The 24,338-nt window shown below is 46.6% G+C and carries 23 protein-coding genes; 8 read left to right on the top strand and 15 right to left on the bottom strand.

The features are described 5' to 3' along the window. Positions 1–94: 94 nt before the first annotated feature. A complete protein-coding gene (locus tag MHI51_RS01805) occupies positions 95–910 on the top strand; it encodes a hypothetical protein (RefSeq protein WP_076275955.1) in 816 nt (271 codons plus the stop codon). Here MHI51_RS01805 and MHI51_RS01800 read toward each other — a convergent pair. Further along, positions 903–1,679 (bottom strand): YheC/YheD family protein, encoded by a 777-nt coding sequence (locus MHI51_RS01800; protein ID WP_232061115.1) that lies wholly within the window; start codon positions 1,677–1,679, stop codon positions 903–905. The genes MHI51_RS01805 and MHI51_RS01800 overlap by 8 nt on opposite strands. Before the next feature lie 181 nt (positions 1,680–1,860). On the opposite strand from MHI51_RS01800, the gene MHI51_RS01795 reads away from it, so the two are divergent. After that, the gene (locus MHI51_RS01795) at positions 1,861–3,000 is read left to right on the top strand and encodes a glycosyltransferase family 4 protein (RefSeq protein WP_076275954.1); all 1,140 of its coding nucleotides are present in this window, start codon (positions 1,861–1,863) and stop codon (positions 2,998–3,000) included. A gap of 439 nt (positions 3,001–3,439) precedes the next feature. On the opposite strand, the gene MHI51_RS01790 is transcribed toward MHI51_RS01795, so the two are convergent. Beyond that, on the bottom strand, positions 3,440–4,681 hold the full coding sequence (locus MHI51_RS01790; protein ID WP_076220722.1) for a DUF445 domain-containing protein: 1,242 nt from the start codon (positions 4,679–4,681) through the stop codon (positions 3,440–3,442). A gap of 305 nt (positions 4,682–4,986) precedes the next feature. On the opposite strand from MHI51_RS01790, the gene MHI51_RS01785 reads away from it, so the two are divergent. Further along, a complete protein-coding gene (locus MHI51_RS01785) occupies positions 4,987–5,859 on the top strand; it encodes a Cof-type HAD-IIB family hydrolase (RefSeq protein ID WP_341000956.1) in 873 nt (290 codons plus the stop codon). 491 nt (positions 5,860–6,350) lie between these two features. On the opposite strand, the gene MHI51_RS01780 is transcribed toward MHI51_RS01785, so the two are convergent. The 3 genes from MHI51_RS01780 to MHI51_RS01770 form a co-directional block, all read right to left on the bottom strand. After that, positions 6,351–7,730, bottom strand: coding sequence for a sugar phosphate nucleotidyltransferase (locus MHI51_RS01780; protein ID WP_076220740.1), 1,380 nt, complete (start codon positions 7,728–7,730; stop codon positions 6,351–6,353). A gap of 2 nt (positions 7,731–7,732) precedes the next feature. Then, a complete protein-coding gene (locus MHI51_RS01775) occupies positions 7,733–8,569 on the bottom strand; it encodes a DUF6492 family protein (RefSeq protein ID WP_076220739.1) in 837 nt (278 codons plus the stop codon). A gap of 131 nt (positions 8,570–8,700) precedes the next feature. Further along, on the bottom strand, positions 8,701–8,979 hold the full coding sequence (locus MHI51_RS01770; RefSeq protein ID WP_405173524.1) for a hypothetical protein: 279 nt from the start codon (positions 8,977–8,979) through the stop codon (positions 8,701–8,703). A gap of 793 nt (positions 8,980–9,772) precedes the next feature. On the opposite strand from MHI51_RS01770, the gene MHI51_RS01765 reads away from it, so the two are divergent. Next, complete coding sequence (locus tag MHI51_RS01765) at positions 9,773–12,070, top strand: UvrD-helicase domain-containing protein (RefSeq protein WP_342410353.1); 2,298 nt, start codon at positions 9,773–9,775, stop codon at positions 12,068–12,070. A 64-nt stretch (positions 12,071–12,134) separates the two neighbouring features. Here MHI51_RS01765 and MHI51_RS01760 read toward each other — a convergent pair whose 3' ends face one another. From MHI51_RS01760 to MHI51_RS01750, 3 genes are all read right to left on the bottom strand, one after another. After that, positions 12,135–12,719 carry a 50S ribosomal protein L25 gene (locus tag MHI51_RS01760; RefSeq protein WP_076101172.1) on the bottom strand — a complete coding sequence of 195 codons (585 nt, stop codon included), beginning with the start codon at positions 12,717–12,719 and terminating at the stop codon, positions 12,135–12,137. Between the two features lie 87 nt (positions 12,720–12,806). After that, on the bottom strand, positions 12,807–13,754 hold the full coding sequence (locus tag MHI51_RS01755) for a DUF1861 family protein (protein ID WP_139330081.1): 948 nt from the start codon (positions 13,752–13,754) through the stop codon (positions 12,807–12,809). After that, positions 13,717–14,013, bottom strand: coding sequence for a helix-turn-helix transcriptional regulator (locus tag MHI51_RS01750; RefSeq protein WP_076127054.1), 297 nt, complete (start codon positions 14,011–14,013; stop codon positions 13,717–13,719). Before MHI51_RS01750 ends, MHI51_RS01755 begins: the two co-directional genes overlap by 38 nt. A gap of 216 nt (positions 14,014–14,229) precedes the next feature. Here MHI51_RS01750 and MHI51_RS01745 point away from each other — a divergent pair, with 216 nt between their 5' ends. From MHI51_RS01745 to MHI51_RS01735, 3 genes are read left to right on the top strand one after another with little or no spacing between them, the layout of a single operon-like run. Continuing rightward, positions 14,230–15,411: a glycosyltransferase family 4 protein gene (locus MHI51_RS01745; RefSeq protein WP_076275948.1), complete on the top strand. Its 1,182-nt coding sequence runs from the start codon at positions 14,230–14,232 to the stop codon at positions 15,409–15,411. Continuing rightward, entirely contained in the window at positions 15,411–16,517 is a 1,107-nt protein-coding gene (locus MHI51_RS01740) for a glycosyltransferase (protein WP_405173523.1), read from the top strand. The genes MHI51_RS01745 and MHI51_RS01740 overlap by 1 nt, the downstream gene beginning before the upstream one ends. Then, positions 16,510–17,589, top strand: a complete 1,080-nt coding sequence (locus MHI51_RS01735) for a mannose-1-phosphate guanylyltransferase (RefSeq protein ID WP_036687341.1) — start codon at positions 16,510–16,512, stop codon at positions 17,587–17,589. The genes MHI51_RS01740 and MHI51_RS01735 overlap by 8 nt, the downstream gene beginning before the upstream one ends. Positions 17,590–17,692: 103 nt before the next feature. On the opposite strand, the gene MHI51_RS01730 is transcribed toward MHI51_RS01735, so the two are convergent. The 7 genes from MHI51_RS01730 to MHI51_RS01700 all read right to left on the bottom strand — a co-directional run bounded on the left by MHI51_RS01730 (position 17,693) and on the right by MHI51_RS01700 (position 23,252). Then, positions 17,693–17,929: a DUF6953 family protein gene (locus tag MHI51_RS01730; RefSeq protein ID WP_076219710.1), complete on the bottom strand. Its 237-nt coding sequence runs from the start codon at positions 17,927–17,929 to the stop codon at positions 17,693–17,695. Between the two features lie 110 nt (positions 17,930–18,039). Then, on the bottom strand, positions 18,040–18,357 hold the full coding sequence (locus tag MHI51_RS01725; protein ID WP_036687337.1) for a hypothetical protein: 318 nt from the start codon (positions 18,355–18,357) through the stop codon (positions 18,040–18,042). Positions 18,358–18,414: 57 nt separating this feature from the next. Continuing rightward, positions 18,415–19,290 carry an alkaline phosphatase family protein gene (locus MHI51_RS01720; protein WP_405173522.1) on the bottom strand — a complete coding sequence of 292 codons (876 nt, stop codon included), beginning with the start codon at positions 19,288–19,290 and terminating at the stop codon, positions 18,415–18,417. 4 nt (positions 19,291–19,294) lie between these two features. After that, positions 19,295–20,338: an ABC transporter ATP-binding protein gene (locus MHI51_RS01715; protein ID WP_076127045.1), complete on the bottom strand. Its 1,044-nt coding sequence runs from the start codon at positions 20,336–20,338 to the stop codon at positions 19,295–19,297. After that, positions 20,335–21,138 (bottom strand): ABC transporter permease, encoded by an 804-nt coding sequence (locus MHI51_RS01710; RefSeq protein ID WP_076186152.1) that lies wholly within the window; start codon positions 21,136–21,138, stop codon positions 20,335–20,337. Before MHI51_RS01710 ends, MHI51_RS01715 begins: the two co-directional genes overlap by 4 nt. Beyond that, positions 21,135–22,055, bottom strand: a complete 921-nt coding sequence (locus tag MHI51_RS01705) for an ABC transporter permease (protein WP_405173521.1) — start codon at positions 22,053–22,055, stop codon at positions 21,135–21,137. The genes MHI51_RS01710 and MHI51_RS01705 overlap by 4 nt, the downstream gene beginning before the upstream one ends. An 84-nt stretch (positions 22,056–22,139) precedes the next feature. Then, positions 22,140–23,252, bottom strand: coding sequence for an ABC transporter substrate-binding protein (locus MHI51_RS01700; RefSeq protein WP_076275946.1), 1,113 nt, complete (start codon positions 23,250–23,252; stop codon positions 22,140–22,142). 279 nt (positions 23,253–23,531) lie between these two features. Between MHI51_RS01700 and MHI51_RS01695 the strand changes: the two genes are divergently transcribed. Continuing rightward, positions 23,532–24,299 (top strand): hypothetical protein, encoded by a 768-nt coding sequence (locus MHI51_RS01695; RefSeq protein WP_076275945.1) that lies wholly within the window; start codon positions 23,532–23,534, stop codon positions 24,297–24,299. Positions 24,300–24,338 lie beyond the last annotated feature (39 nt).

Here is a 24,338-nt window from a genome sequence, read left to right as displayed (position 1 = left end):
TTACGATGGAAGCACCCGTAATAAAGGCTTTTGCCTTTGCTACGGGTGCTTTTTTGTTGTCTTCAGGGATACGGACAAAAGGAGGAGCGAATTAATGAACGCACTAAAGTCATTCCCCTTACTACTACTGGTGATCCTGCTATCGTTAAGCACATCAACGGAAGCTTTTGCTGCAGCAACGACTGAATTAACACCCTCTATTCAAGCGGCTTTTGATCTAACAGCTGCGACTGCCGACGGTCCTACAAGGATAAAGATGACTAATCTGTACAATGATTTATCTACTTTAAAGATGCAATACAATAATCGTGAGGAGCAGATCCGAACCCTTCACTATAATAATGAGCAAACACTGATTGCAGTACGTAAGCAAATTAAAGAGATTGATTTAGAAACCGTAGCTCAACTGGAGGCTACCGTTAAGAGCTGCAAACAGCACTATCAGCCCTTATTCGACCAGTACAATGCGCTTAATAAGCGTATCAAGATCGCCAAGGGTCTTAAAAACAAGACTTTGAATACCGTATTACAAGCCCAAGGTGATGCTATGAAGATCCTGGTTCAGTTGGCACGCAAAGAAATTAGCGACAGACAGAATCAGTTGAATGCAGCGAAACAGACACGTACCCGAAAGATAACCTATGCCCGCAATACCTTGTCTGGCATTGATAGTCCACAGGTCTCAATTAAATCAAACAAAAGCGTAGTCACCTCATTGAATAAACGGATTTCCGCAGATTGGAGTGACTTCAAAGCAGCGATTCGCAAGCAAAACCTTACATTAACCACTCAGTCTCTGTCCTCACTCGTCTCCGGTTACCGCCAAATCGCAACACACAAGCAAAAAATCATAGAATTAGAACAAAAGATTTCTGCTGTCATTGCAAATACGAGGAAACAGATCATTTAACGGACTTTTTCTTCTCATTCGCTCTGCGGTAAGCCATTACTTTGCGGTACATGCTTTTATCAGAAAGATGTTTAAAAATATACGGGTCCGGACTAGTATTCACTTCAATAATCCAAGGCGTCATGGATCTATCCAATCCTACATCGACACCAATCTGTCTAAACCCAGGATATTTCTTATGGTAGAAACGTCCGGTATCTTCTCCTAGCTTTCTCAGGATCTTAAGCATTTGCGCTTGCTGAGCTTCGTTCAGATAAGGAGACAGCAGCTTTTCCATAGCAGTTAGTTTGCCACCGCTATGATAGTTGGTAACAATCTTACCTTTCTCAGCTACCCGACCGATCAGACCGGTAGTTTCCCATTTACCCTGCGGGCTGAGCTGGACCATCACACGGATATCAAAGCGGTGTTTCCCGTGCTTTAGCAAAACTATTCCTCTCTGGATCAGGTAACTACGTCCACGCGTCGCTTTCTTTAAAGATAAATGGAAGGCGTCGAAGGTTCTAAAGGTTTTGAGTCTTGTTCCACTTTGGTACTTATATTCTGTTCCATGAGCCTCTCTACTCTGCTCAACCTTCATCACACCATTGCCGTAGGTACCGTATTCCGGTTTAACATAAACCATTCCATATTTCAGCAGCATAGCTTTCAGATTGACTTTACTGAATTTTATCGTTTCGGGAATCAACGGTGAAATTTCAGCGCTTCGCATGAGCACCTTGGTTTTAATCCATTTGCTGGTCAATGCAGACTTTAACTTCTTTCCCAACTGTCCTCTCCCCTGTCCCTCAAAAAATAATCACGGCCTTAGTAAGCCTTAGTATTTTATGCTGCAACTGTACAAATGGCATGAGTGAAACGCCCTCTCCGCTTTCGGATGTATCTACTGTTTACTGTGTTGCATATGGTGGAAGAGGATATCCATTAGCGGATAAAAGGAGGCGTGAACCATGCATATTTGTATCATTGCACCGGAGCAGTTCCCAGTTCCGGGAGACGGTTCTGTAGAAATCTGCATTTGGGCCATTGCCAGAAGACTGGCGGAGAGACATAAGGTAACCATTGTTAGTCGGAAGGTACCTGGACTACCTGCTGCCATTATATTGGAGCAGGTCAGAATTATCCGATTGCCTGCAAGCACCCCAGCCCATTATCTTACTTCGGTATTAGAATACATTCAGAAAGAATCCTTTGACATCATTCAGGTTGATAATCGCCCCCATCTTATGTCTGCTGTAAAGAAGCAGCTTCCTCATATCCCGGTATTTCTGTTCCTGCACTCGCTTACCTTCACACCGGGTACAGATAAAGTGGCAAATGCCTTAGCAAAAGCAGATCTGATCATTGCCAACAGCCATTCCTTACAGCGAAGATTGGATCGCCGCTTCCCGCAACTGACCACAGGGATTCATATTGTCTTATTGGGAGCTGATCTTGACCGGTTTACCCCTGTGCAGATATCTGAAAAACAACAGCTTCGTAGTTTCTACAAACTCCCGCAGACCTTCACAGTTTTGTTCGTGGGTCGGGTTATACCCCGCAAAGGGGTGCCTATATTAATCCGTGCTATGTCGCATTTAAACAAACACCTCCCCGCTCATCTGGTCATCGCCGGCAAAGGCAAACCGTCGTACATACGGCAGTTGAAGCTCCTTGCACGGCGGCTGAGAGTGTCTGTTACTTTTCTAGGAAATGTGGCTCATGAGAATATACACACCCTTTATCAGGCGGCAGACTGCTTTGTATGCCCTTCCCAGAATCATGAATCCTTCGGCCTTGTTAATGTAGAAGCTATGGCCTCCGGTCTACCTGTTATCGCTTCTAATAATGGGGGCATCCGAGAGATTGTCGCCTCTGGCCATAACGGTTATCTGGTAGAACGATATCGCGAGGCTTTACCCTTTGCCCGGCATTTGCTGCGGATAGCCCGCCATCCACAATTGGCAGTTACCATCGGATCACAAGGGAGAGCAGATGCGCTTGAAGCCTTCAATTGGCAGCGAACCGCAAACCATTTAGAACAGCTGTATCAAGCTTCTGCAACACCACAGCAAGGGTACAGAACTCTTGCAGATGGAATGCAATTGTAGACTCACCCAAAGTAGGGGCCTCCTAAGCCATCAACTGGTTGCTGGCTCCCTTTCTTTTTGGAGCTTGCTTGAGCTAAACACCAATCTCCGAATGAATTAGGTAACATATGCGCATACAAGGTAGCTATCGGACACAGCTGACCCCAAACGCAGCTTTATCCCTCATTTGCAATGCTAAGGACCCTATAACCCCTATTGGCATGAAAAATGTCCCATATGAACGTCATCCATAGGAATAACGCCAGTGGAGTCCGCAAACATGTTCCAAGAGCCAAGAACTAACAAATAACGTCATATCGGTCCATAAGCCTCAGAGGAGGATTATTACTCCACGATGCAGACAGGCCATGAGCAACAACAAAAAGCAGCGATCCTGCCTCACGGGAGAATCGCTGCTCTGCTTTTTTTCCGGATTTTACAATAAATAGGTAAGTTTCATTCAAATCAATTGAATAACTGTAAGCACAAGCCCTACGACAAACCCGCATAAAGCTCCGTTCACACGAATCCATTGCAGATCTTTACCCACTTTATCTTCCAGCATATTCACTAGACTAGCGTCATCCATGCTGTCCAGATTCTCTTTTACCAAAAGACCTATTCTGTAGTGGTTAGCCTCTACAAAGGCAATTAGCGAAGCGCGAATCCGCTCTTCCCAGCTGCTGATCCATTCTTGTTCCTTGCCAATACGACGTACAAGCAGGGTATATAACGTGAACAGCTTGCGTCCGCCAGCCGCCCGATCTTCCTCCAACAGGGAAATTGCTTTGCTGCGAATGTTCTCCAATTGCGCATGCAGGAATTCGGTTGCTGCTTCGCCTTCAAGCTCATTCAGTGCCCATTCTTTTAATGAAGCCAGTCTAGCCTCGTCATTAACAATCTGGAACAGGGCCACTCGAATCTCGCGGATAATCTCTTCACGGTATGGGCTATCCTCTTCCCGAAAATCGCGGATACCGGACTGCAACATACCTTGCAGCATTTCACCAAGCATATCTGCATCCATAAACCCGACAAAAGCCTGAAAAGCCATACCTTTAAGTCCGCCAAGCTTCACTTCAGCTAATTTCTCGCTGGCAATCTTGCCCAGCATAGCCTTCGTTTCAGGACGTCCGCTCCAAGTAGACACCCCTTCCAGCGCATAGTCTAGAGCAGCTACATCTTTACCGTCATTCATTAACTTAGTAACTATTTTATCAGCCGCAACGCCAAGCTCAGCTTCACGAACATATTCGGAGGCTGCCTTTTGCAGAAACGGTACTGCCTTCTCTACCGGAAGACGAGACACGAATTCGCCAAGCTGCTCCAATATTTGTACTCTTGCCTTCTTTTTACTAAAGAACTTTGTCAGTAGCTTGGAGCCCATTGATATAAAGCCAAACTTACGCAGCTTGTTCTCAATGCTTTCCTTGTTAAGAAGCTCAGTCTCCATCGCGGTGATTAGTGATTGGATGATCTTATCGCGATTCTTGAGCAGTAGTGAGGTGTGTGGAATACGTAGCCCCATCGGATGGCGGAACAGCGCCGTTACCGCGAACCAGTCGGCAATCCCCCCTACCAAACCGGCTTCGAAACCACCTCTCAGTAGAATCACGGCTAGGTTTTCAGGTAGAAACAGTGTAATCAGAAACCCACATGCCATAAAGGCGAGTGACATGGTGGCTAAGTTTTTGGATCTCATAAATAGTCCCCTTTACATAAGCAGCTGCCGATGTCCTTACACAGGAAAAATACCGTCGGTCACGTTCCACGAACATAAGCTGACGATAGATTCGGCTAGTCGGTTAGTTTGATAACTATTGTACCACGACTGAACTATTATCTAAAAATATACTGTAAAAACCTCTTATCTCTTGTTGGACGTTCATTATTGTACAGTTGCATGAAAATGGTTTTTGGTTTTCAGAATATTAATGATAAGATACAAGTAACGTTTCAATACCCCTTAAAAAGTACCACTTTACCTGGAAAAGGAGCTCATACAATATGCTGATTGCTTTAGATATGGATGGAACATTACTGAACGAAGAAGGAAACATCAGTCCAAAAAACCGCGAAGCTATTATAAAAGCTCAGAAACTAGGTCACATTGTTATCATTGCCACAGGCCGCTCTTTTATGGATGCAGAACGTCAGCTTCGGCTAGCGGATCTGGAATGTCCTGTAGTCAGTCTAAATGGCGCAGTCGTCACATTATCTGATCGCACCCTCGCGGCAAGCACGCCGCTGAATAAAGCAGACATCATTCCCGCTCTACGCTGGATGAACGAAATTCCGGACTTGTATTACGAGGTATACACTGAGGATAACGTTTATGTAGAGCTGAACAAACGTGTACGGTTAGAGAAATTATCTGCACTAAGCGATGAAGAAGTTCCTGAAGAAGTCAGCTGGCTGCTGAAAGCAATGATCGATCAACAGTTTCAACAAGCAGCAGTTACCTATGTGGAGAGTATGGAAGAGGTGTGGAGCAAGGAGGAAAATGTTATTTATAAAACATTGGCTTTTTCTCTAAACCGAGAGCTGCTCAAGGAAGCTTCCACCCGCTTCGCAGCTATTCCGGGCTTAATTATTACCGCCTCCCATGTAAATAATATCGAGATTAACCATGAGGAGGCCAACAAAGGCTCCGGTGTAACCATGCTTGCTGACCATTATGGTATCCCGCTAGCGGATGTAGCTGTCATGGGCGACAGTTATAACGATCAGCCGATGTTCGAGAAGGCCGGCTACCGGATTGCTATGGCTAACGCAGCGCCAATTCTTAAGGAAATGGCGGAATTCATCACCACCAGTAATGAGAAAGACGGAGTCGCGGCAGGAATTGAGCATCTTTTGAAAAGAAATTCTAAAGAATAATTTCTGCATAAAGCAGTGAATGCACAAATAGCACCGTGGGCGTTCTGCTCACGGTGCTATTTGTGGGTTTATTTTTGCTAGGTAGGGGTCTCTCATTTACACTTTAGGTTTAGGTTATGGCGTGCCTATAGCTTACTGTGGCTTGCCTATAGCTTACTGTGGCTTACCTATTGCTTACTTATCGCTTTCCTGTAGCTTACTGTGGCTTGCCTATTGCATCCCCCGTCCCTCTCAAGAATTAGTTGTACTTCGTACAGTTAAATGCCCTCTTTTAGGCGCTAATTCGGATTAATTGCACTCTGTACACTTATATTCAGCAAATCTATTCAAAACGCAAAAATTCGCGATTTTTAACTGTACAAACTACATCTAAATCGCAAGGGATTCGCTACTCCACGAAATAGTTGCACTGAATACATCTATTTCACTTCAGCCGGTCAATCTCCCCATGTCTACAACTGCCTCCGGGTTAAAGCGAACTACCTTTCCATTCATCCCAAATCATCAAGGAAGCTTCCCTCCCCCTCCCATTCAGCAGACACTCGTACGTAGTCATCCACCTCAGGAAATTCCAACAGTTCAATAATAATCAATTCGAGCGCTGTAATGGCCCGCAGTCCATGCTTCGTACCAGCAGGTACCGTGACCGTGTCCCCGGCGGCAACCGCATGAAGATGGCCATTCATCCGGTATTCTCCATTTCCAGAAAGAAAAGACCAAACTTCTTTAGTATGCCGATGAAAATGGTAGCTGGTGTGCTCGCCTGCCAAAATGGTTATTTTAGAGGTCGTAACCTCAATACCTGCCGCCGTACGAGAGAAGTCCAAAATGCGTGAGGTGCCCCAGCGTTTTTCTTCAATCATCGGCTTCGCCGCATGGCCCTCCAGCTTCTGCTTAATTCGTTTTGCCTGCTCTATCCCAGCAACCAAAATGCCATCTGGACCCGACGCCACGATTAAACCAGGAGCGCCGATGATATGCACAGGACAAGAGAGTTCGTTGATCAAATGGGTACCTTTTGAATCCTCAGAAATACTCCCACTGCCAATTACTCTTCCTTGCAAATGGGGAACAAGTGCATCCCAGCTGCCGATATCCGCCCACACCCCAATATAGGGGATGACAACCGCTCGCCGCGTGTGTTCTAGCACCTCATAGTCAAAGCTTCGTTCTGGCAATTGATCATAATGCTCCATAAACTCCATGTAATCTACTGGAAGATCCCGTTCGACCATACTTGAGAGCAAGTACCCTAATGAGCAGGAAAACACGCCGCAATTCCACAGTCCTCCCTGAGAAATGAACTCGGCGGCTGTCGATTCGTTCGGTTTCTCCGCAAACTGCTTAACATTTAAAAAAGACGTCCCCCCTACCCCAGACCCTTCACCCGGCAGAATATAACCGAACTGTGTAGAAGGAAATTCAGGTAAAACACCAATCAAAGCAATGTCCGCTTGTGATTCGGCAAGCACACTTGGAAATTGATGAAGCTGTTTAAAAAAAGAAGTCTCCACATACGAATCCACCGGAATGACCACTACGATCTCTTTTGAGTCCATACCCTTCACAGAATGCAGATAACTTGCCGCCAGAGCTACTGCAGTAAAAGTCCCCCGTTTCTGCGGCTCCGCTAATAAAGGGACTTGAGCACCAACGGATTTGCGAGTAATCTCCACCTGACTGCGATGAGTCACTATGCAGCTTGAATCCAACAAATCTACCTCTTCCAGCCCTCTGCATACCCGCTCGATCATCGACTCCATACCGCCAGCTTCTGTTGGAAGCAGCCTTAAAAAAGCTTTTGACCTGATCTCATTTGATAGCGGCCACAACCGCTTCCCCGATCCCCCTGAAAGGAGTACGATCTGCAACCCTATCGCCCCCCTGCCCTGGATTTAGCCCCCGGTGTTCTCACATACCCCTTTCGTTTATGAAAAGACAATGATCTATACTTCTCAGCCAGCTGATTCACTTTCTGCTTGGATAGCTGTCCTGCATTCATATGGAGACCTTTATTACGCGCTTTTTGAATCTTCATTCCCTCGCGATTCTTCGAATACAGGTAATTGGCATAGGTTTCGAATTCGGAAAAGGCAAATTGCTTGGAGCGGTTCATACTGTGTAAAATAGCTCGATACCAGGGCATTTGGTGTTTTGCTTCTATCTCTCTTTTCATTTGAGCCAATTGACTGCGTTCAAACAGCATATAATGGGTCACAAATGATGATTTTGCGGTCACCTTCCGGCCCATGAGTTTCCTATAGGTTACAAAATACTGTGGTTGGCTCCAGTTCCGGCTGTAAAAGAGTGTCTTGCCATTCGCCCGAAAATGGTGGGGGGTGATCAGAACGGTATCGGCATCAATGACCAAAAAATAATCCGCTGTGCAGAGCTTGTCGCCATTCAGCTTCAGCAGCTGTTGGAATAGCCAGCCGGAACGTTCCCAGGTGCGTGAGCGGTAATGAATGTCTTTTTTCGTAATCGGCAGCACCGTATTCTCGTCAATAAAGGTACAGCCTTTTGTGCGGCAGAACTCAATCATCCGTTTCTTTTTGGGAGCAACAATTAATATCCGGCCGATGGGATGCTTAACCTGCTTTCTAACAGCGTCAATCACATGGGGAAGGGTCTGTAAATCTTTTTCAATCGCGGGAATCAGTACATCTATAGTAACGGCATGTCTGATGCGGGCCTTACTGGGCGAGGGCATAGGGTCATCTCCATATCATGTTTTTGCTTTAGGATATGAGCATGATAGGAAAAGGGAATGGGCATCACAGAATTGTTCAGGAGAGTGGCAAATGTGCGCTGGACAAGCCTGCGATGCGCGGGCAGAAATTTTTATATTATAAAAATAGAAATAGACCTGCACCCGGCGCCCTTTACTGGGGCAAATATGCCAATTTTTTCGCTTATGAAGGTGGATTGGCCCTCGTCTAGGGCATTTTTGCCTCTCTTCCACGTCCCAGCTCCTCTTCTGCTTCTTTCTAGGGCATAAATGCCTCTCTTTTCGCTTACGAAGGCGGATTCGCCCTTATTTAGGGCATTTTTGCCTCTCATTCCGCCCACCCAGTCATATTCCATCCAATCTACGGGATTTATACCGTACATTCCGTCCACGTAGCCACTTTCCAGCTAATCTACGGGATTTATACCGTACATTCCGCCCACGTAGTCACTTTCCATCCAATCTACGGGATTTATACCGTACATTCCGCCCACGCAGCCACTTTCCATCCAATCTACGGGATTTATACCGTACATTCCGTCCACGTAGCCACATTCCAGCTAATCTACGGGATTTATACCGTACATTCCGTCCACCCAGTCACATTCCAGCTAATCTGCGGGATTTATACCGTACATTCCGTCCACGCAGCCACATTCCAGCTAATCTACGGGATTTATACCGTACATTCCGTCCACCCAGTCACATTCCAACTAATCTGCGGGATTTATACCGTACATTCCGTCCACGCAGCCACATTCCAGCTAATCTACGGGATTTATACCGTACATTCCGTCCACCCAGTCACATTCCAGCTAATCTGCGGGATTTATACCGTACATTCCGTCCACGTAGCCACATTCCAGCTAATCTACGGGATTTATGCCTCACATTCCGCCCACTCAGTCACATTCCACCCAATCTGCGGGATTTATACCGTACATTCCGCCCACGCAGCCACTTTCCACCCAATCTGCGGGATTTATACCACCGTTGTGTCCCACTCCCACACCAATCCCCAGATTTTTACTGGCTCAATATCCAACACTTTTCCTGTGCAGTAAAAAGCCTGGGATGGTATATTGTAGATTGGCTAAATTTTCGGCACATTTTAAGATGAACTCAAACATCATAGAACTAGATTTGTTGAGACCACTCTATACAGAAATAATGAAGGTGAATCTATTGAATAAGCTTTTATTTCATAATATCCCGCTGGGAGCTACTGGTGAGCGGATCCCGCAAGCGGCTGTTGCCTCAGCGCAGACAAGCCAAGAACTGGTGAAGCGGGAGGATGAGGACTCCGCTTATTTTCGCAGGCTGGAAGAAGGCGGCATCCTGCTCAACCGTCCGCAGATTTCTGCGGTACGGCATCATAAAGGGCCGCTTCTAACACTGGCCGGCGCAGGCTCCGGCAAAACCTCGGTTCTGATCTGCCGAACCGGTTATTTGTTGTCCGTGCGCGGTGTCTCGCCAAGTCAGCTGCTATTGCTGACTTTTTCGAGTAAAGCTGCGGCGGAAATGCGCGAACGGATCGCCCTATTACCGGGAGTAGGCCCAGCGGACGTCGCGCGGCTGCAGGCCCGCACGTTTCATTCCTTTTTCTTATTTTTCTTGCGCAGACAAGGATTGCAGCAAGAGATTTTCAGTGAGACGCGGCGCCAGCACATCCTGTTGAAACAAATCATGCGTGAGCTAGGGCTACCTAAAGATGCCTATCCACCGGAAACGCTACTCTCCCTGCTCTCTTCCTGCAAGATGAACATGGGTACCGCAGAAGGCTTGCCTGAAGGAACCACCGCTGAAAAAGAAATGAAATCCATTCTGGAAATCTACGAACAATGGAAACTAGACAATTTCAAAATCGACTTCGACGATGTCCTCTTAATCGCCTATCGGATGCTAAAGGAGCGTCCTACGCTTTTACAGGAATTGCAGATGAGATATCTATACGTGATGGTGGATGAGTTTCAGGATACCAATGCCCTGCAGTACGAGTTAGTCAAAATGATTGCTCACCCGCAGCATAATCTGATGGTGGTTGGCGACGATGACCAGACGATTTATTCCTTCAACGGGGCACGCAGTGAATTCATTCTGGAATTCGAGAAGCTGTACCCGGGAGCAAGGGTTATTACACTTGATATTAATTACCGTTCTGGTCCAGCTATAGTCGGACTCGGCAACGGTATTATCCGGCACAATACGCGCCGGCGTTCCAAAACCCTGCAAGCTGCCAAAGGCAGCGGGAGTCAGCCCCGGTATATGCGTCCCCAAACAGCAGACGAGGAAGCCGAGCAGATGGTTGAGCATATTTTAAACGAGGTTTCGAGCGGCAAAAGAGAATATAGCGACTTCGCCATGTTATATAGAGCGTCCAGCAGCAACCGGGCCGTTCTGGAATTACTTCTTTTACGCGATATTCCCTATATTGATTATGGAGAAGGGCAATTACTGTACGAACACTGGCTAATTTCCCCGGTCGTGGATCATATGCGTCTCTCCGTGAATCGGCGGAATTTTGCGGCTATGGAGAACATCCTGCCTACTCTTTATATGAACCGTGAAAAAGGTATGAATCACATCCGGCAGATGGAAGCCAGACAACCAAAGCAAGGCCCACTAATCCATCTGTTGTCCATGCCCGGCATGGAGGATTTCAAGGGCACTAAGCTTAGAGAGCGGCTGGATCTAATTCGCAATATGCGCGAGTTAACCCCAGTCCAAGCGATCCGCCAGGTCCGCACGCAATTCTATGATTATTTCATCGAAGCGAATGAGCGGCATCAAGCAACCTTGCATCGCGAAACGTTAAAAGAAATGCTAGATGAACTAGAATCGTCTGCAGAGCGATTTGATAGTATTCCTGCCTTTCTGGATTTCATAGATAATGTTACGGAACGTAATGAACATAATCGTCAGCCAAGCACCAAAGAACAAGGGAATCGGATCGCGCTTATGACCATTCACAAATCCAAAGGATTAGAGTTTCCTGTGGTCTTTTTGATTGGAGCCTCTGAAGGAATTCTCCCGCATAGCTCCGCCCTGGAGGGCGACCGGCTCAAGGACCGCAAGCTGGCCGCTGCAAATAGTGGGAGTTCAAGCTTGGCTGCCCTGGAAGAGGAGCGAAGACTGGCTTACGTAGCTGTTACTAGAGCCCGGGAAGAGCTATTTATCAGTTCACCTGCGAGGCATCGAGGCAAAAAAGCAGAGGTCTCCCGCTTCATGTTATCAGCCTTCCGCTCTGCCGTTTCTTCCACAGCAACGACTACGGTGAGCAGAACAGTGACAACAAGATCCTTACCTACCAGCCGGACAACTGCGACAAGAACCCATGTCGTTCCGGTATGGAATTGTACCAGCAGTACCTGTCCTGGCTGGACACGCATGAAAGCGGGCGGAGCTGAGGATCATTTAACCTCAAAGCCCTGCCCGTTATGTAGTTCCCCTATGGCAAAGGACCAACGAGAAGTTCCTGTATGATTCAACGCAAAAAAAGCAAGTTTCCTCTTCCCTGGAAACTTGCCTTTTTTATAAAAATATAGGTTTAAGCTGGAGTTACTACTGCTTCTTCTTCCTCTTCTTCATGCACGGTCTTGATCTGGATCATTACGGTTGACGGTTCGGTCAACACTTCAATACCGTCCTTGAAGATCAGATCAGAGACTAGCAACTGGTCGCCAATATCCAGTCCGCTGATATCGACTTCCATGGAGGTAGGCAGATCTTCAGGCATACAGCGAACTTCCACTTCATAAATTTCAACCTGAAGCGTACCGCCTGCTTTAATCCCTACGGCTTCACCTGCAAAATGAATAGTCACCTTGCTGTCCATGCTCTTTTTCATATTTACATGTTGGAAATCAATATGCAGAATTTTGCCGGACAGGGTATCCTTCTGAATGTTCTGAACCACGACCGGAACCTCTAGCTCTTCCGATACCTTACCTTGCAGAATTGCGCGCGGATTCTTTTTGAGAATGTCCAGAAGTTCTTTTTCATTCACTTCCAACGTCAGAGTCTCTTTACCAATACCATATAATACAGCCGGAATACGTCCTTGCTTACGCGCCTGATTGATGTTGGACTTGGTGTCAGTCTTACGTGTGTTGAATTGAATAAACTTATTCATTGGGTTTCCCGCTCTCTTTGACCATAAATTCTTGTCACACTAAGTGTAACATGACCATATAATCTAGTCAAACCAACTGGAAGAATGCTAGGATTCGTATTCGTCAAAAGGGTCCGCGATCTCAATCTCATATGCTTCAGCATCACTCACCCCTACAGATAATACCGCCCGGCCTCCTCCAAGACGTTTCAAGCCACCGCTAAAGATGACATCCTCCAGTTCCTTGCGCTTGCCCGGGCCCGCCGGAAAATCACTGCGGACTGCAATTATTTTGACCGGAGTTGCTTTATAAGTCTCAGGATTCAGCGAAAAAGCCATGGCATAATAGTGTTTGTTTCCGGCGCTATCGAAGCAAGCAATGTGGCCCAATACGCCCACCATTCCACCCCGCAGCAGATGAGCTTCATTGGCTCCCCCCCACTCTTCGGGCACGAATTGATCCTGAAGCACCTCGGCATCAATAAAGGTCTGCTCATTCAGTTCGTCCAGCGAAGGAATCACTGTGAACCCAATCTGTCCTCGCCCACCCCGTTCGCCCTGTGGCCGGGTAAATACGCCTACACTGCCATTATCAAGCTCGATAAGCCGGATATCCTTCATCGTGCCGGGACCTGAAGAAAAGTGGGTTAAAGAATCGATGTGATACCCCCGGTAGAATTGGGTCACCCAGGAGGTAATCCGGTGCGGATCATCCGCTGCCGTAATCACTTCCACCCCGCCCACAATAAGTTCCCCCCTGATCCGGGTCCAGCACGGGTCCTGTAAATTGTACGTATGCGTATGCGCACGAGGCCTCCAGACTCCATCATGGCATGTAAAAAAGAAGACTTGAGAGAACTCACTGTCCCGTTCCTCAACTCTTCCCATTAGTACTTCCTCCCCGTTATACATAAACGGGGCGGTTATATTATAGACATCCCGGTGCCCGACACCGGTGAACGTCAGTTTATTTACTATGGTTGTACCGCGTCCGGCATGATATGTGTCCAGAAGCTGCTTACAGGTGGCTGTCCGTGCCGGGTTCCTTGTCATCATCGTCCTCCTCATAATCATTTGAACGATCGATTACCCAATCGTTGTCTTCCGCATCCATGGCGATCAGCTCGCCGGGCTGGACATTAAAGTATACACATAATTTTAGCAGCAGATCCCTTGGATACTGCACCATCTCATTCTTGTACATTCGGCGTACTGAATCAAAGTGGTAATTGATCTCTTTGGCAAGCTTACGGATCGATAATTTCGGATCATGCCTCAGCATGACCTCGCTCAGTTTACTGCGTATGACTGGCATTCATCCACCTCCTCCAATAATATATCCGCACTCACCCAAGGAGTCAATTAAATTGACAAGATTAAATGGTCATGTTACAGTGGGATTAGGAAATAATTTGCAACATTTCTAATTTCAGAAAAAACAAATACCTTTCCCTATTCAGAAAATAAAGTCTTCTTTATTTTCTTTTTTTGTATCCAGACCAATCGCAAGACCATTAGGGAGGCTCTTTGAATGAAAAATACAGTCCGTAATCACAACATCGTGTTCCTGGGAACCAGTCTGCCGCGAGAGTGCGGTATCGCCACGTTCACACAGGATCTGCTAGATGAACTTATCCACCTTCCCGGCTTCAACCCGCCCCGGATTATTGCCATAAACAACAATGAAACCTACGCTTACGATCAGCAGGTAATACGGCAGATCGACCAGCATAATTACGCAGATTATATAGATACGGCCGATTTCCTCAACAATTCTGATACCGATTTGTTGGTCATCCAACATGAATTTGGCATCTACGGCGGAGAAAGCGGTGAATACCTGCTGCCCTTTGTCGAACGTTTGAACATTCCGTATGTTGTTGTTTTTCACACAGTGTTGACCAAGCCCTCCCCTAAGCAGCATCAGATCATCCGATGTCTGGCCGAGCGTAGCGTGCAGGTCGTGACGATGGCGGAATCAACCCTTACTGATTTATCTACTATTTATGAGATCCCAGTTTCCAAAATTACATTCATCCATCACGGTGTCCCTCAAGTGAGCACAGCTTCACGCTCCAGCCTCAAAGCACAATACGGTTATCCAGACCGCAAAATCCTCTCCACCTTCGGCTTCCTCAGTCCCGGCAAAGGGATTGAATACAGCATCGAAGCTATGCGCGGCGTGGTCAAGCGACATCCCGAAGCACTTTACATTGTCTGGGGCAAGACCCATCCGGTCGTCAAGCTGGAATCCGGCGAAGTTTACCGCCAGAAACTGACGGACCTCGTAGAAATGTTTGACCTGCAGGACAATGTCCAATTCGTCGATAAGTTGCTGACCCAAGAAGAAGTAATAGAGTCCTTGGTCATGTCAGATATCTATGTGACTCCTTATCTGGGTAAGGATCAGGCCGTCAGCGGCACCCTGGCCTACGGAGTCGGTTATGGCCGGGTCATCGTGTCGACCCCTTACCGCTACGCCCAGGAAATGTTGGCAGAAGGCCGCGGTCTACTGGCTGATTTTCATGATTCTGCTTCCTTGGAAGCCTGCATTTTGCGCTTGCTGAATAGCCCCGCCCTGGTGCAAACGATGGAAGACCGTACGTTGAAGCTCGGGCTCACTATGCGCTGGAACGAAATCGCCAAAATCTATGCCGCCTTGTTCCACAGCCATATCCAGAGCTCGGCGTCAGCTGATCGGAGCGTGATTTAATGGAAACCTCCACCACAGTACAGGCTAAACCAGGCTATCTCCGCAGAATCACGGACGATACAGGAATCTTTCAGCATACCAAGTTTGGGGTTCCGGACCGTTCCAAGGGCTACACTACCGATGATAACGCCCGCGCTCTGATTGCTGCGGTCTTAATGTACGAGAATTCCCGGGATGCCGTGGCACTCGATCTCATTCATACGTATATCTCTTTTATCTATCATTCCCAGACAGCGGACGGCAATTTTCGCAATTTCATGGATTATAACCGCTCCTTTATAGAGGATAAAGGTTCTGAAGATTGTCAGGGACGTACCTTGTGGGCACTCGGGTTCGCCCTGTCGCATGCTGCTTCCCTGCCCGATAACCTGATGAATACCTGCCGGTATTTGATCAATCAGGCACTGCCGCATCTGGAAGCCTTGGGCTCACCTCGGGCCGGAGCCTATGCCATCATCGGCCTAAGTTATCTTACCGAAGCACCGGGCTCATTAGGTTATGCTTTTCCATACCCGCATACTGAAAACACGACCGAAGAAGCCGCCTTTCTTCCAAGGGCAACCATTGAGAGTCTGATCGAAAATATTGCGATTCGGCTGCATAATCAATATACCCGCTATAAGGGGCACGGCTGGAATTGGTTCGAGGACAGCATCACTTATGGCAATTCCATGCTGCCCTGGGCTCTGCTTCGGGCCTTCCTGATCTCCGGGAATAAAGACCTGCGGGAGACCGCCAAGGAAAGCCTGGATTTCCTAGCTTCCACCACCTTCTCCAGCAAAGGTTACTATAAACCGATCGGCAGCCATGGCTGGCTGCTGCGTGATGGGCTGGCTGCACCCTATGATGAACAGCCCATTGAAGCCTGCGAGATGCTGCTGGCCTGCCGGGAAGCAGCTGTTGTTCTTGAGGACCCCGCCTATCTTACGCAAGCAGAATTATGCTACAACTGGTATCTAGGGCATAATTCCTTGGGAATCCCTCTGATCGATCCGCAGACTGGTGCTTGTTATGACGGCATCCATGCCGCGGGGCTCAACCTGAACCAAGGCTCGGAGAGCATTATATCCTTCACAATTGCCCGGTTGGTGATGCATCATGAATAAATATGCTACGATCCTAGCCGGCGGGGGCGGAACACGGTTTTGGCCCCTGTCCAGACAAGAAATCCCAAAGCAGCTGCTGAATATTAGTGGCAACGACATTATGCTAAACGATACGATTGAACGCTTCAAAGGGATTATTCCTCAGGAGAATACAGTTATCGTTACTAATCGTACCCAAGCAGTATTGTTGGAGAGTATTATGCACAGCAGCGTTCTCAAAGCTAATATTCTAATTGAACCTGTGGCGCGAAATACAGCCGCTAGCATTCTTTTTGCAGCATTATCTATAGAGAAATCTCATGGCAATTCCTTAATGGTCGTCCTGCCTTCCGATCACTATATAACGGATGAGGAACAATTCCGTCTTACACTAGACGAAGCCTGTACTGTTGCCATGGAGTCAGACAAAATAGTAACCATCGGAATCAAGCCTACTTTCCCATCTACTGGCTACGGCTATATTGCCTTTGATAAGACGCCGATTGCGACAAGCCCAGTGGCTGTATATGATGTAGATGAATTTGTAGAGAAACCAAACTTTCAGAATGCACAGAGTTATCTGGCATCCGGTAATTATCTATGGAATAGTGGGATTTTTATTTGGCAGACCTCTGTCATTATTGATAATTTCAAACGTTATCTACCTCGACTCTACAAAACCATGCTGCCCATCAGTGATTGTTTGGGTACAGATCAGGAAGAGGAAGTTATTAATGCCATCTATCCAACGCTTCAGAATATTTCGATTGATTACGGCATTTTAGAACGCTCTGATGAAGTTGTCGTGCTTTCCGGGCAGTTTGGCTGGAATGATATTGGCAGCTGGGATGCACTGGGTTCAATCTTCCCTCCGGATGATGCAGGCAACATTATAAAAGCAAATCATGTGGGGATAGATACCCATAATTCAATCATCTATGGAAATGGCAGACTGATCACGACCATTGGTGTAGACGGGTTCATCATTGCGGATACTGGGGATGCACTATTAATCTGTCCCAAGGATAAAGCGCAGTCAGTCAAAGATATCGTGGAGCTTCTAAAGGAACAGGGAATGACAGAATATATCTAACAAAAAGGAATGCAAAAAGACGGGCCATTGCAATACATGCATGGTCCGTTTTTTATCTCATTATATAAGTTGAACAGTTTATAAATTTTTTTAAGCGCCAAACCTAGGTCCAAGCCCACAAGAACCCGTCTCGATCCCAAGCAATTCTCCCGCCATGGAGTTTCCGGAAAGCTTTCTTCACTTCTTTGGAGAGTGAGGCATTGCCGTTCTCATTCACAAATACAAATTCTTCTCCAAAATTCTCTTTCACATATTCAATCGCCGCCGTCTGATGCAAGGTACCCGTAAAACGAATCTCCTTCACCATCCATTCTGCTACTTCTTGTGCGGTTATTTCCATATGGATGCGCCTCCTCCCTGTGCTTACTGCTAAAATGTGCCCTCATTATAACATGAATACAGCCCAACCGGACAAACGTCCGAATTGGGCTGTATTGAAGTCATTTTACATCATTGTGGATAGATATGGTTCGACGGATAACGGGACTTCTGTCCTCCACTCACCATCAACAGAATCCCAGTAATTAAGTGCAAGAACCAGCCTACAAAAGGAATCCATGCCAATAAAGAAGTTATAATTCCTAGCACTGAACCGTAGATAGACTCACGGTCTCTTGAAGATAAAATCAATGTAATCACATGTAGAATAAACATCAACCCCAGAACGGAATACCCCGTGCCAATAACAATAGCAGCACCCAGAATTGGAATTGCCAAAATAATTTCACAGGAACCCGTAATCCATTTCATAGCTTTAGAAGCGCTCAATAGACAACCTCCTAATTGGGTAAAATATATGATTTTTCTCGTGCTAATTATTTTATTTCATACCAACGGCAAAGGTTCTTCCACTTTGTCATGAGATTGCTTCTGCACAAGTGGAGGCAAGCCCTCCTTACTCATTGCTGCCGAAGGGTCCAGCCCCAAACAGTGGCACATTAAAGGTGCCATTCGCAGCTGTGGCAGCACTTCTTCCTCTTTTTCCGAAGATAACACATCTACCCCAAACGTATATAATGGCACATCTCGCTCGGACGGGGTTATCCCGCCGTGGTACCCATTTGCGTTCATTCCGTGATCTGCCGTAATCATAATCTTATAGCCCTGTTCTATCCAAATAGGCAAAACAGTGGCCAGCAGACCGTCGGCATTACGCACTGAAAGCTCATATTCTTTACTCTCTCCGCCATAACGATGCCCGGCGTCATCTATATTCATGGAGTGAATGTATAGGAAATGCGGATCATAGGCACTCCGTAAATACACAGCGTCGGCAAACACATGACTGTCGGGATAGTGATCCTCGAAATAAAAGCTGCCATGCTGAATGGGCTTCATCACATTGTGCTGATGGCGATCAGCCAGCGGATCAAAAGGGGCCGAATTATAAAGCTCACTGACCCAATGATAGGCGACAGCAGCTGTGCGCAAATTAGCGGCCACTGCGAGATGGAATACGCTCTCTTCATGGCTTGGTCTCACAATATGGTTAGCCGTAATTCCATTTTTGGTCACAGGTGTCCCCGTCAAGAGTACTTCATAAAGCGGGCATGACAGACTAGGCAATTCCGACTTCACTCGGTGACATGATATTTTCCCCTGCTCCACCAAATGCTCCATATACCCCATATATTCACGTGCGGCCTCATATCTAAGTCCGTCCAACACTACCACAATAAGTTTATTGTTCATTTCAGTCATCTTATTACGCTCCCTCTCGTTCCAGATGCAGCAGCTCAGAAGGGTTCAGAGCCAAGGTGACGTTAGCCCCTTCCACCAGCCTCAGCCAGCGTCCGTCATTTAAAAGATCAACCGTTAAGCAAATGTCTTCTACCTCTACCGTACACCTAATAATATTGCCCAACACGGAGACAGATTTAATGATGCCATCCACCAGTTGCACTCCGGCAGCAACCTCGTGAAGTCCCGCGCCCTCATGCAGCAGCGTAACCGCCTCAGGCCGAATAGCAAAGCGGTCCTGCGTGCTATCTATCCCCCGGAACAACGTCATCACTTCTGATCGGGTCAATACATTGTAACTGCCCATAAACCGGGCAACGAACTCTGTTCGTGGTGCGGAGTACAACCCCTCAGGTGTGCCATCCTGCACAATCCGGCCACCGTTCATAATACAGATGCGGTCAGAAAGAATCAGCGCTTCCTCCTGATCATGTGTCACGAATAGTGTCGTCATGTTAAACCTTTTTTGGATATCACGAATTTCTGCACGTAAATTCTTGCGTATCTTAGCATCTAGTGCGCTTAAGGGTTCATCCAGCAGCAATACTTTGGGCTGCACCGCTAGAGAACGAGCCAGCGCTACCCGCTGCTGCTGTCCACCGGAGAGGGACTGCGGATATACATCCCGTTTATCCTCCAGATCGACCAATGCCAGCAATTCCGCGCAGCGATGATGGCGGGCTGATTTCGATAATCCACGCATTTTCATTCCATACTCGATATTTTGGCTCACCGTCAGATTGGGGAACAAGGCATAAGACTGAAACACCATTCCTACCTCGCGCTTACGGGGCGGCAAACTTCCCAGATCTTTATTTTCCAAAAGAATTCTGCCGCCATCCAGCTCTGAAAGACCGGCTATGCAGCGTAGCAATGTGCTTTTTCCACAACCGGAGGGGCCTAGCAGTGTTACAAGTTCACCTTCGCGGATCTCCAAATCAACATTGTCTAACACACAGGTATTCCCAAACATTTTGCGTACACCCTGCAGCTTTAGATAATCATTCATCCCTTAACGCCCCCTCCCATCTTTTTACCGAGCTTCATGAGTACCATCGAAAGAATTAGAATAAACAGAAAATAAGAGATCGCAATCGCGCTGGCTAAATGTCCACTTTCACCAACCCTTTGATATAGATATACCTGAATCGTCTGAATATGTCCGCCAACTAACATGTTCGTAAGGACAAATTCGCCGAATAGAACTGAAAATGATAACAGTGTAGAGACGATAACCCCAGGCCATATATTAGGCAAAATCACATTCACGAAGGCCGTTCTTCGGCGGGCACCAAGCAGCTCCGCAGCATGCAGCAGTTCAACGGCATTAACCGTTAACAGACTATTGCGAATACCCTGATACATATAGGGAAGGATGACCACAAAATATGCCCCCACTAATAAATACGCTGTTCCAGCGATATCAAAGGGACCAGAGGAATAGGTACGAATAAGACCTACCGCAGCCACAACACCAGGCACCGCATAAGGCAAAACAACAATACCTTTCATAAAGCTCTCCCAACGCGGAAAATAGAGGGTGATGACAAAAACAGCTGGCAGCATCACGGCCAGACTCAGCACCACGCTGATCAGGCATAAATAAAGCGAGGTCCAAAGCGCCTCCAGAAAGCGAATATCCTCAAACATTTCCCCAAACCAATTCAGCGTCCAAGCTCGGGGCAGCAAGGTATTCTGCCAATCTTGTGCAAAAGCATAAATGCCCGTTGCCAAAAGAGGAAGCAGCAAATACACCATGAGCAGCAGCATGAAGGTGCGTGGAGCGAAGCCTGCTTTGCGTATATTCATTGCCCTGCCTCCTCACGAGCTGTCCATAAACGCCGGGAAGCTTTGATTTTCACATCCGGTTTACTGAGCGCTTTCGTTCCGAACCTCTCCGCACACCGCACCATTAAATGGTTCAGATAAACCGCCAAAATCGTAGTCAGACCAAGCAGAACAGCAAGCGTACTCCCCATTTGTGGCTGTGTAACCACATCTCCGGCAACCAGTGAACCGATACGTACCGCCAACAGATTGTAATTTCCGCCAACCAATGCGTAAGCCGTGGCATAAGCCCCCATTGCATTAGCAAAAAGAATTCCAAGTGTGCCGAAGATCGCCGGAGTTAGAATAGGCAGGCCAATCGTCTTCCAGAACTGCCAAGGCCCAGCCCCCAGTAAGGACGCTGCCTCTCTCCACTGCTCACGAATTCCGTAAAAGGACGGGTACAAAAGCAGTAAGGCTAACGGAACCTGAAAGTATACATACACCAGTATTAGACCTGACCAGCTATATAGATCAAAATCGGCAAAAACACTCCAGCCCCACTGTTTAAATAAGAGTGTAAACACCCCATTATTTCCGAGCAAAATGATATAAGCAAAAGCCAGCGGAACACCTGCGAAGTTAGAGGTCATATTCGACAGCATCAGAAGTCTATCGCGTACTCTCGGGGTAAACCGGGTAATGCAATAAGCACAAAAAAGTCCGACAATGATCCCTATCAGACTTGAGGTTATGGAGATTAGCAGACTGTTCTTAATCGCCTGCATGTAATAGGCACTTTGCAACGCATGCAGATAATTTCCTAACGTAAATCCCGTTCCGTCCGCTGTGCGAAAGCTTCCCGTCAGCATGGATAGTATAGGTACCAGTTGAAAGGCTAACACCATTAGTGCAAATGGAATAAGTGCCAGGATCACACCGCGGCTTCTTTGTTTCATCTTACTCGCTCCTTGTCGCGGGAATAGAACAAAGGCGCCTTACGGCATCGTGACGAAGGCGCCCTGCTTCTTTTTTGGGGAGAACTAGTTCAAATGCACAAGCACACGTTCCTGCCACAATTGAGGAATGATTTTTGCCGTCTCTTCCCATACCTTGTAATCACCAACAGGCTTAGCGTTGACGTATTCTTCTTTTGGCAACAGCTTAGCTGCAACATCATCCGGCAATGTTACACTGTCACGGATCGGACGAGCGTAACCTTTGGCAAGATTAATCTGTCCTTCATCGCTAAGGATGTATTGACGTGTAAGCTTCGCCGCGTTAGGATGCGGCGCATATTTGTTGATGATCGTGGCATACCCGCTCACGACACTGCCTTCCTGGGGAATGGCTACTGCGAAACCATCTTTGTTGATCTGATCTCTATAGTTCAAAGCGTTGAAATCCCACAGCAGGGTAACTTCTACTTCCCCTTTTTCGATGTTGGCAAGGGAAGCTTCTGCATTGGAGAGACGTCCGTTTTTTGCTAAATCCTCGAAAAAAGCAATCCCCGGTTCAATGTTCGACTCGTCGCCACCAAAGGCCATCGCTGCGGCCAATACAGCCATCTGTGCTTGAGCAGCCTTGGTTACATCACCAACGATGATTTTGTAGTTACCGTTCTTCAGATCTTCCCAGCTCTTCGGTGGATTCGCCACGAGCTTAGTGTTAGTCAGAAAAGAAATGGTGCCTTGATAGCCGACGATCCAATTCCCGTCCTTATCCTTAGCCCAATCGGGGATTTCATCCCAGTAGGATGTTTTATAAGGCTGGGTTACCCCTTTATCCACGGCAACCGAGCCAAACGCAATCCCCACATCTCCGATATCGGCCGTTGGTTTGTCTTTTTCCGCATCAAACTTGGCAATTTCCTCCGCGCTCGACATATCGGTATCCGAATGTGTAAGACCATACTTACTGTTCATATCACTCCATGTATCTTTCCAGTTCGCCCAGGAATCCGGCATTCCTACACTGACGATACTGCCCTCTTCTTTAGCTTTACTCTCGATCTCAGTCAGACTTAATTCTTTGGTGCCAGCCTTTCCATTCGTTGTTTCTTCAGCCTTGGCTGAATTTCCACAAGCAGCAAGCAACAGGACGAGCAAGGATAACATTAGACCCATCGATAATTGATTTTTGATCCCTTTTTTCATGATTTCCCCTTCACTCCTATTTCTTATTTGCGGGCTTCTTTATGTCCAACTGTTAGGCACCCAATTGCAGTATAGGCGTGTACTATTTTCGCGGCATTAAAGAGAATAGGAATATTTGTAAATAAAAAGAAACGACCTGTCGTCTTTTTTAGATGACCGCCGTTTCCCTTAGAAATGTTTTTATGAAAATAATTACATTAATTACACTAAAATAGAACTTTACTGATGTATAGTAGTATTTATTCATAATAAGAAATGACCCTCAGAGGAGCTTGAAAAATGCCGTTTACAAAAATTCAGATGGTAACAGGTTTATTTCTATGTACTTTGCTTATCTCAGCTTGCAACAATGCAGCTACTCCTCCTAAAAATAACACGCCAGATACAAGTAATAAAATCATTCAAATAAACAGTGATCTTTACACCCTCCCATTACGTGATCAGAATACAGAACAATACAACTACGCTGTCAATACCTCTGCCGGTATCGTATGGTTGCCAGCCCCAAAAATGAACATTGCCCCTGGAACAGAAGCAAATCCTTTTTATTTTCCAACAGAGCCATTCACTTTCTATTTAAGTTCTCCTAATGAAAAATCACTAGCTGTAGAAAAGTCCAAGAAGCTATTGACGTTACCTTTAAATGATGGCGATGCTGTTCTGGTGGTTAGCGGCGTTTTTGGATTAGATGATTATATCCTCTATCATACCTTTTCCATTTTCACTGATGGCGCTCAGCCGATACGAGAACAAGCTTGGGTGATGAAAGTAGACGATCCAACATCTAATAAAGAAATTGCTCAATTCCATTCATCTGGAGGTAAATTTTATAGTTATGCAGTTGATGAAAAAGAAAAACTTTATCTATCGGTTTCCATACTTCCTGGAAATGCAGATGGTAGCTATAGTTACGAAGTTTATATTTATAATCTTCTGACTGGCAACAAAGAAAAAATAAATGATTATTCTCTTAATCCCTCATCACTGGATTCCATCCAATTTAATTACAATGACAAAAAATATTCGTATAAACTTCAGTCCAAGTAAAAAACTGCCCGACATTTCCAGGCAGTTTTACATGTATGA

The organism is Paenibacillus sp. FSL H8-0260, assembly GCF_045040625.1.
GTDB lineage: Bacteria > Bacillota > Bacilli > Paenibacillales > Paenibacillaceae > Paenibacillus_AQ > Paenibacillus_AQ odorifer.
The sequence above is the reverse complement of the archived record's forward strand: the minus strand, read 5'-3'. Positions and strand labels throughout refer to the sequence as shown.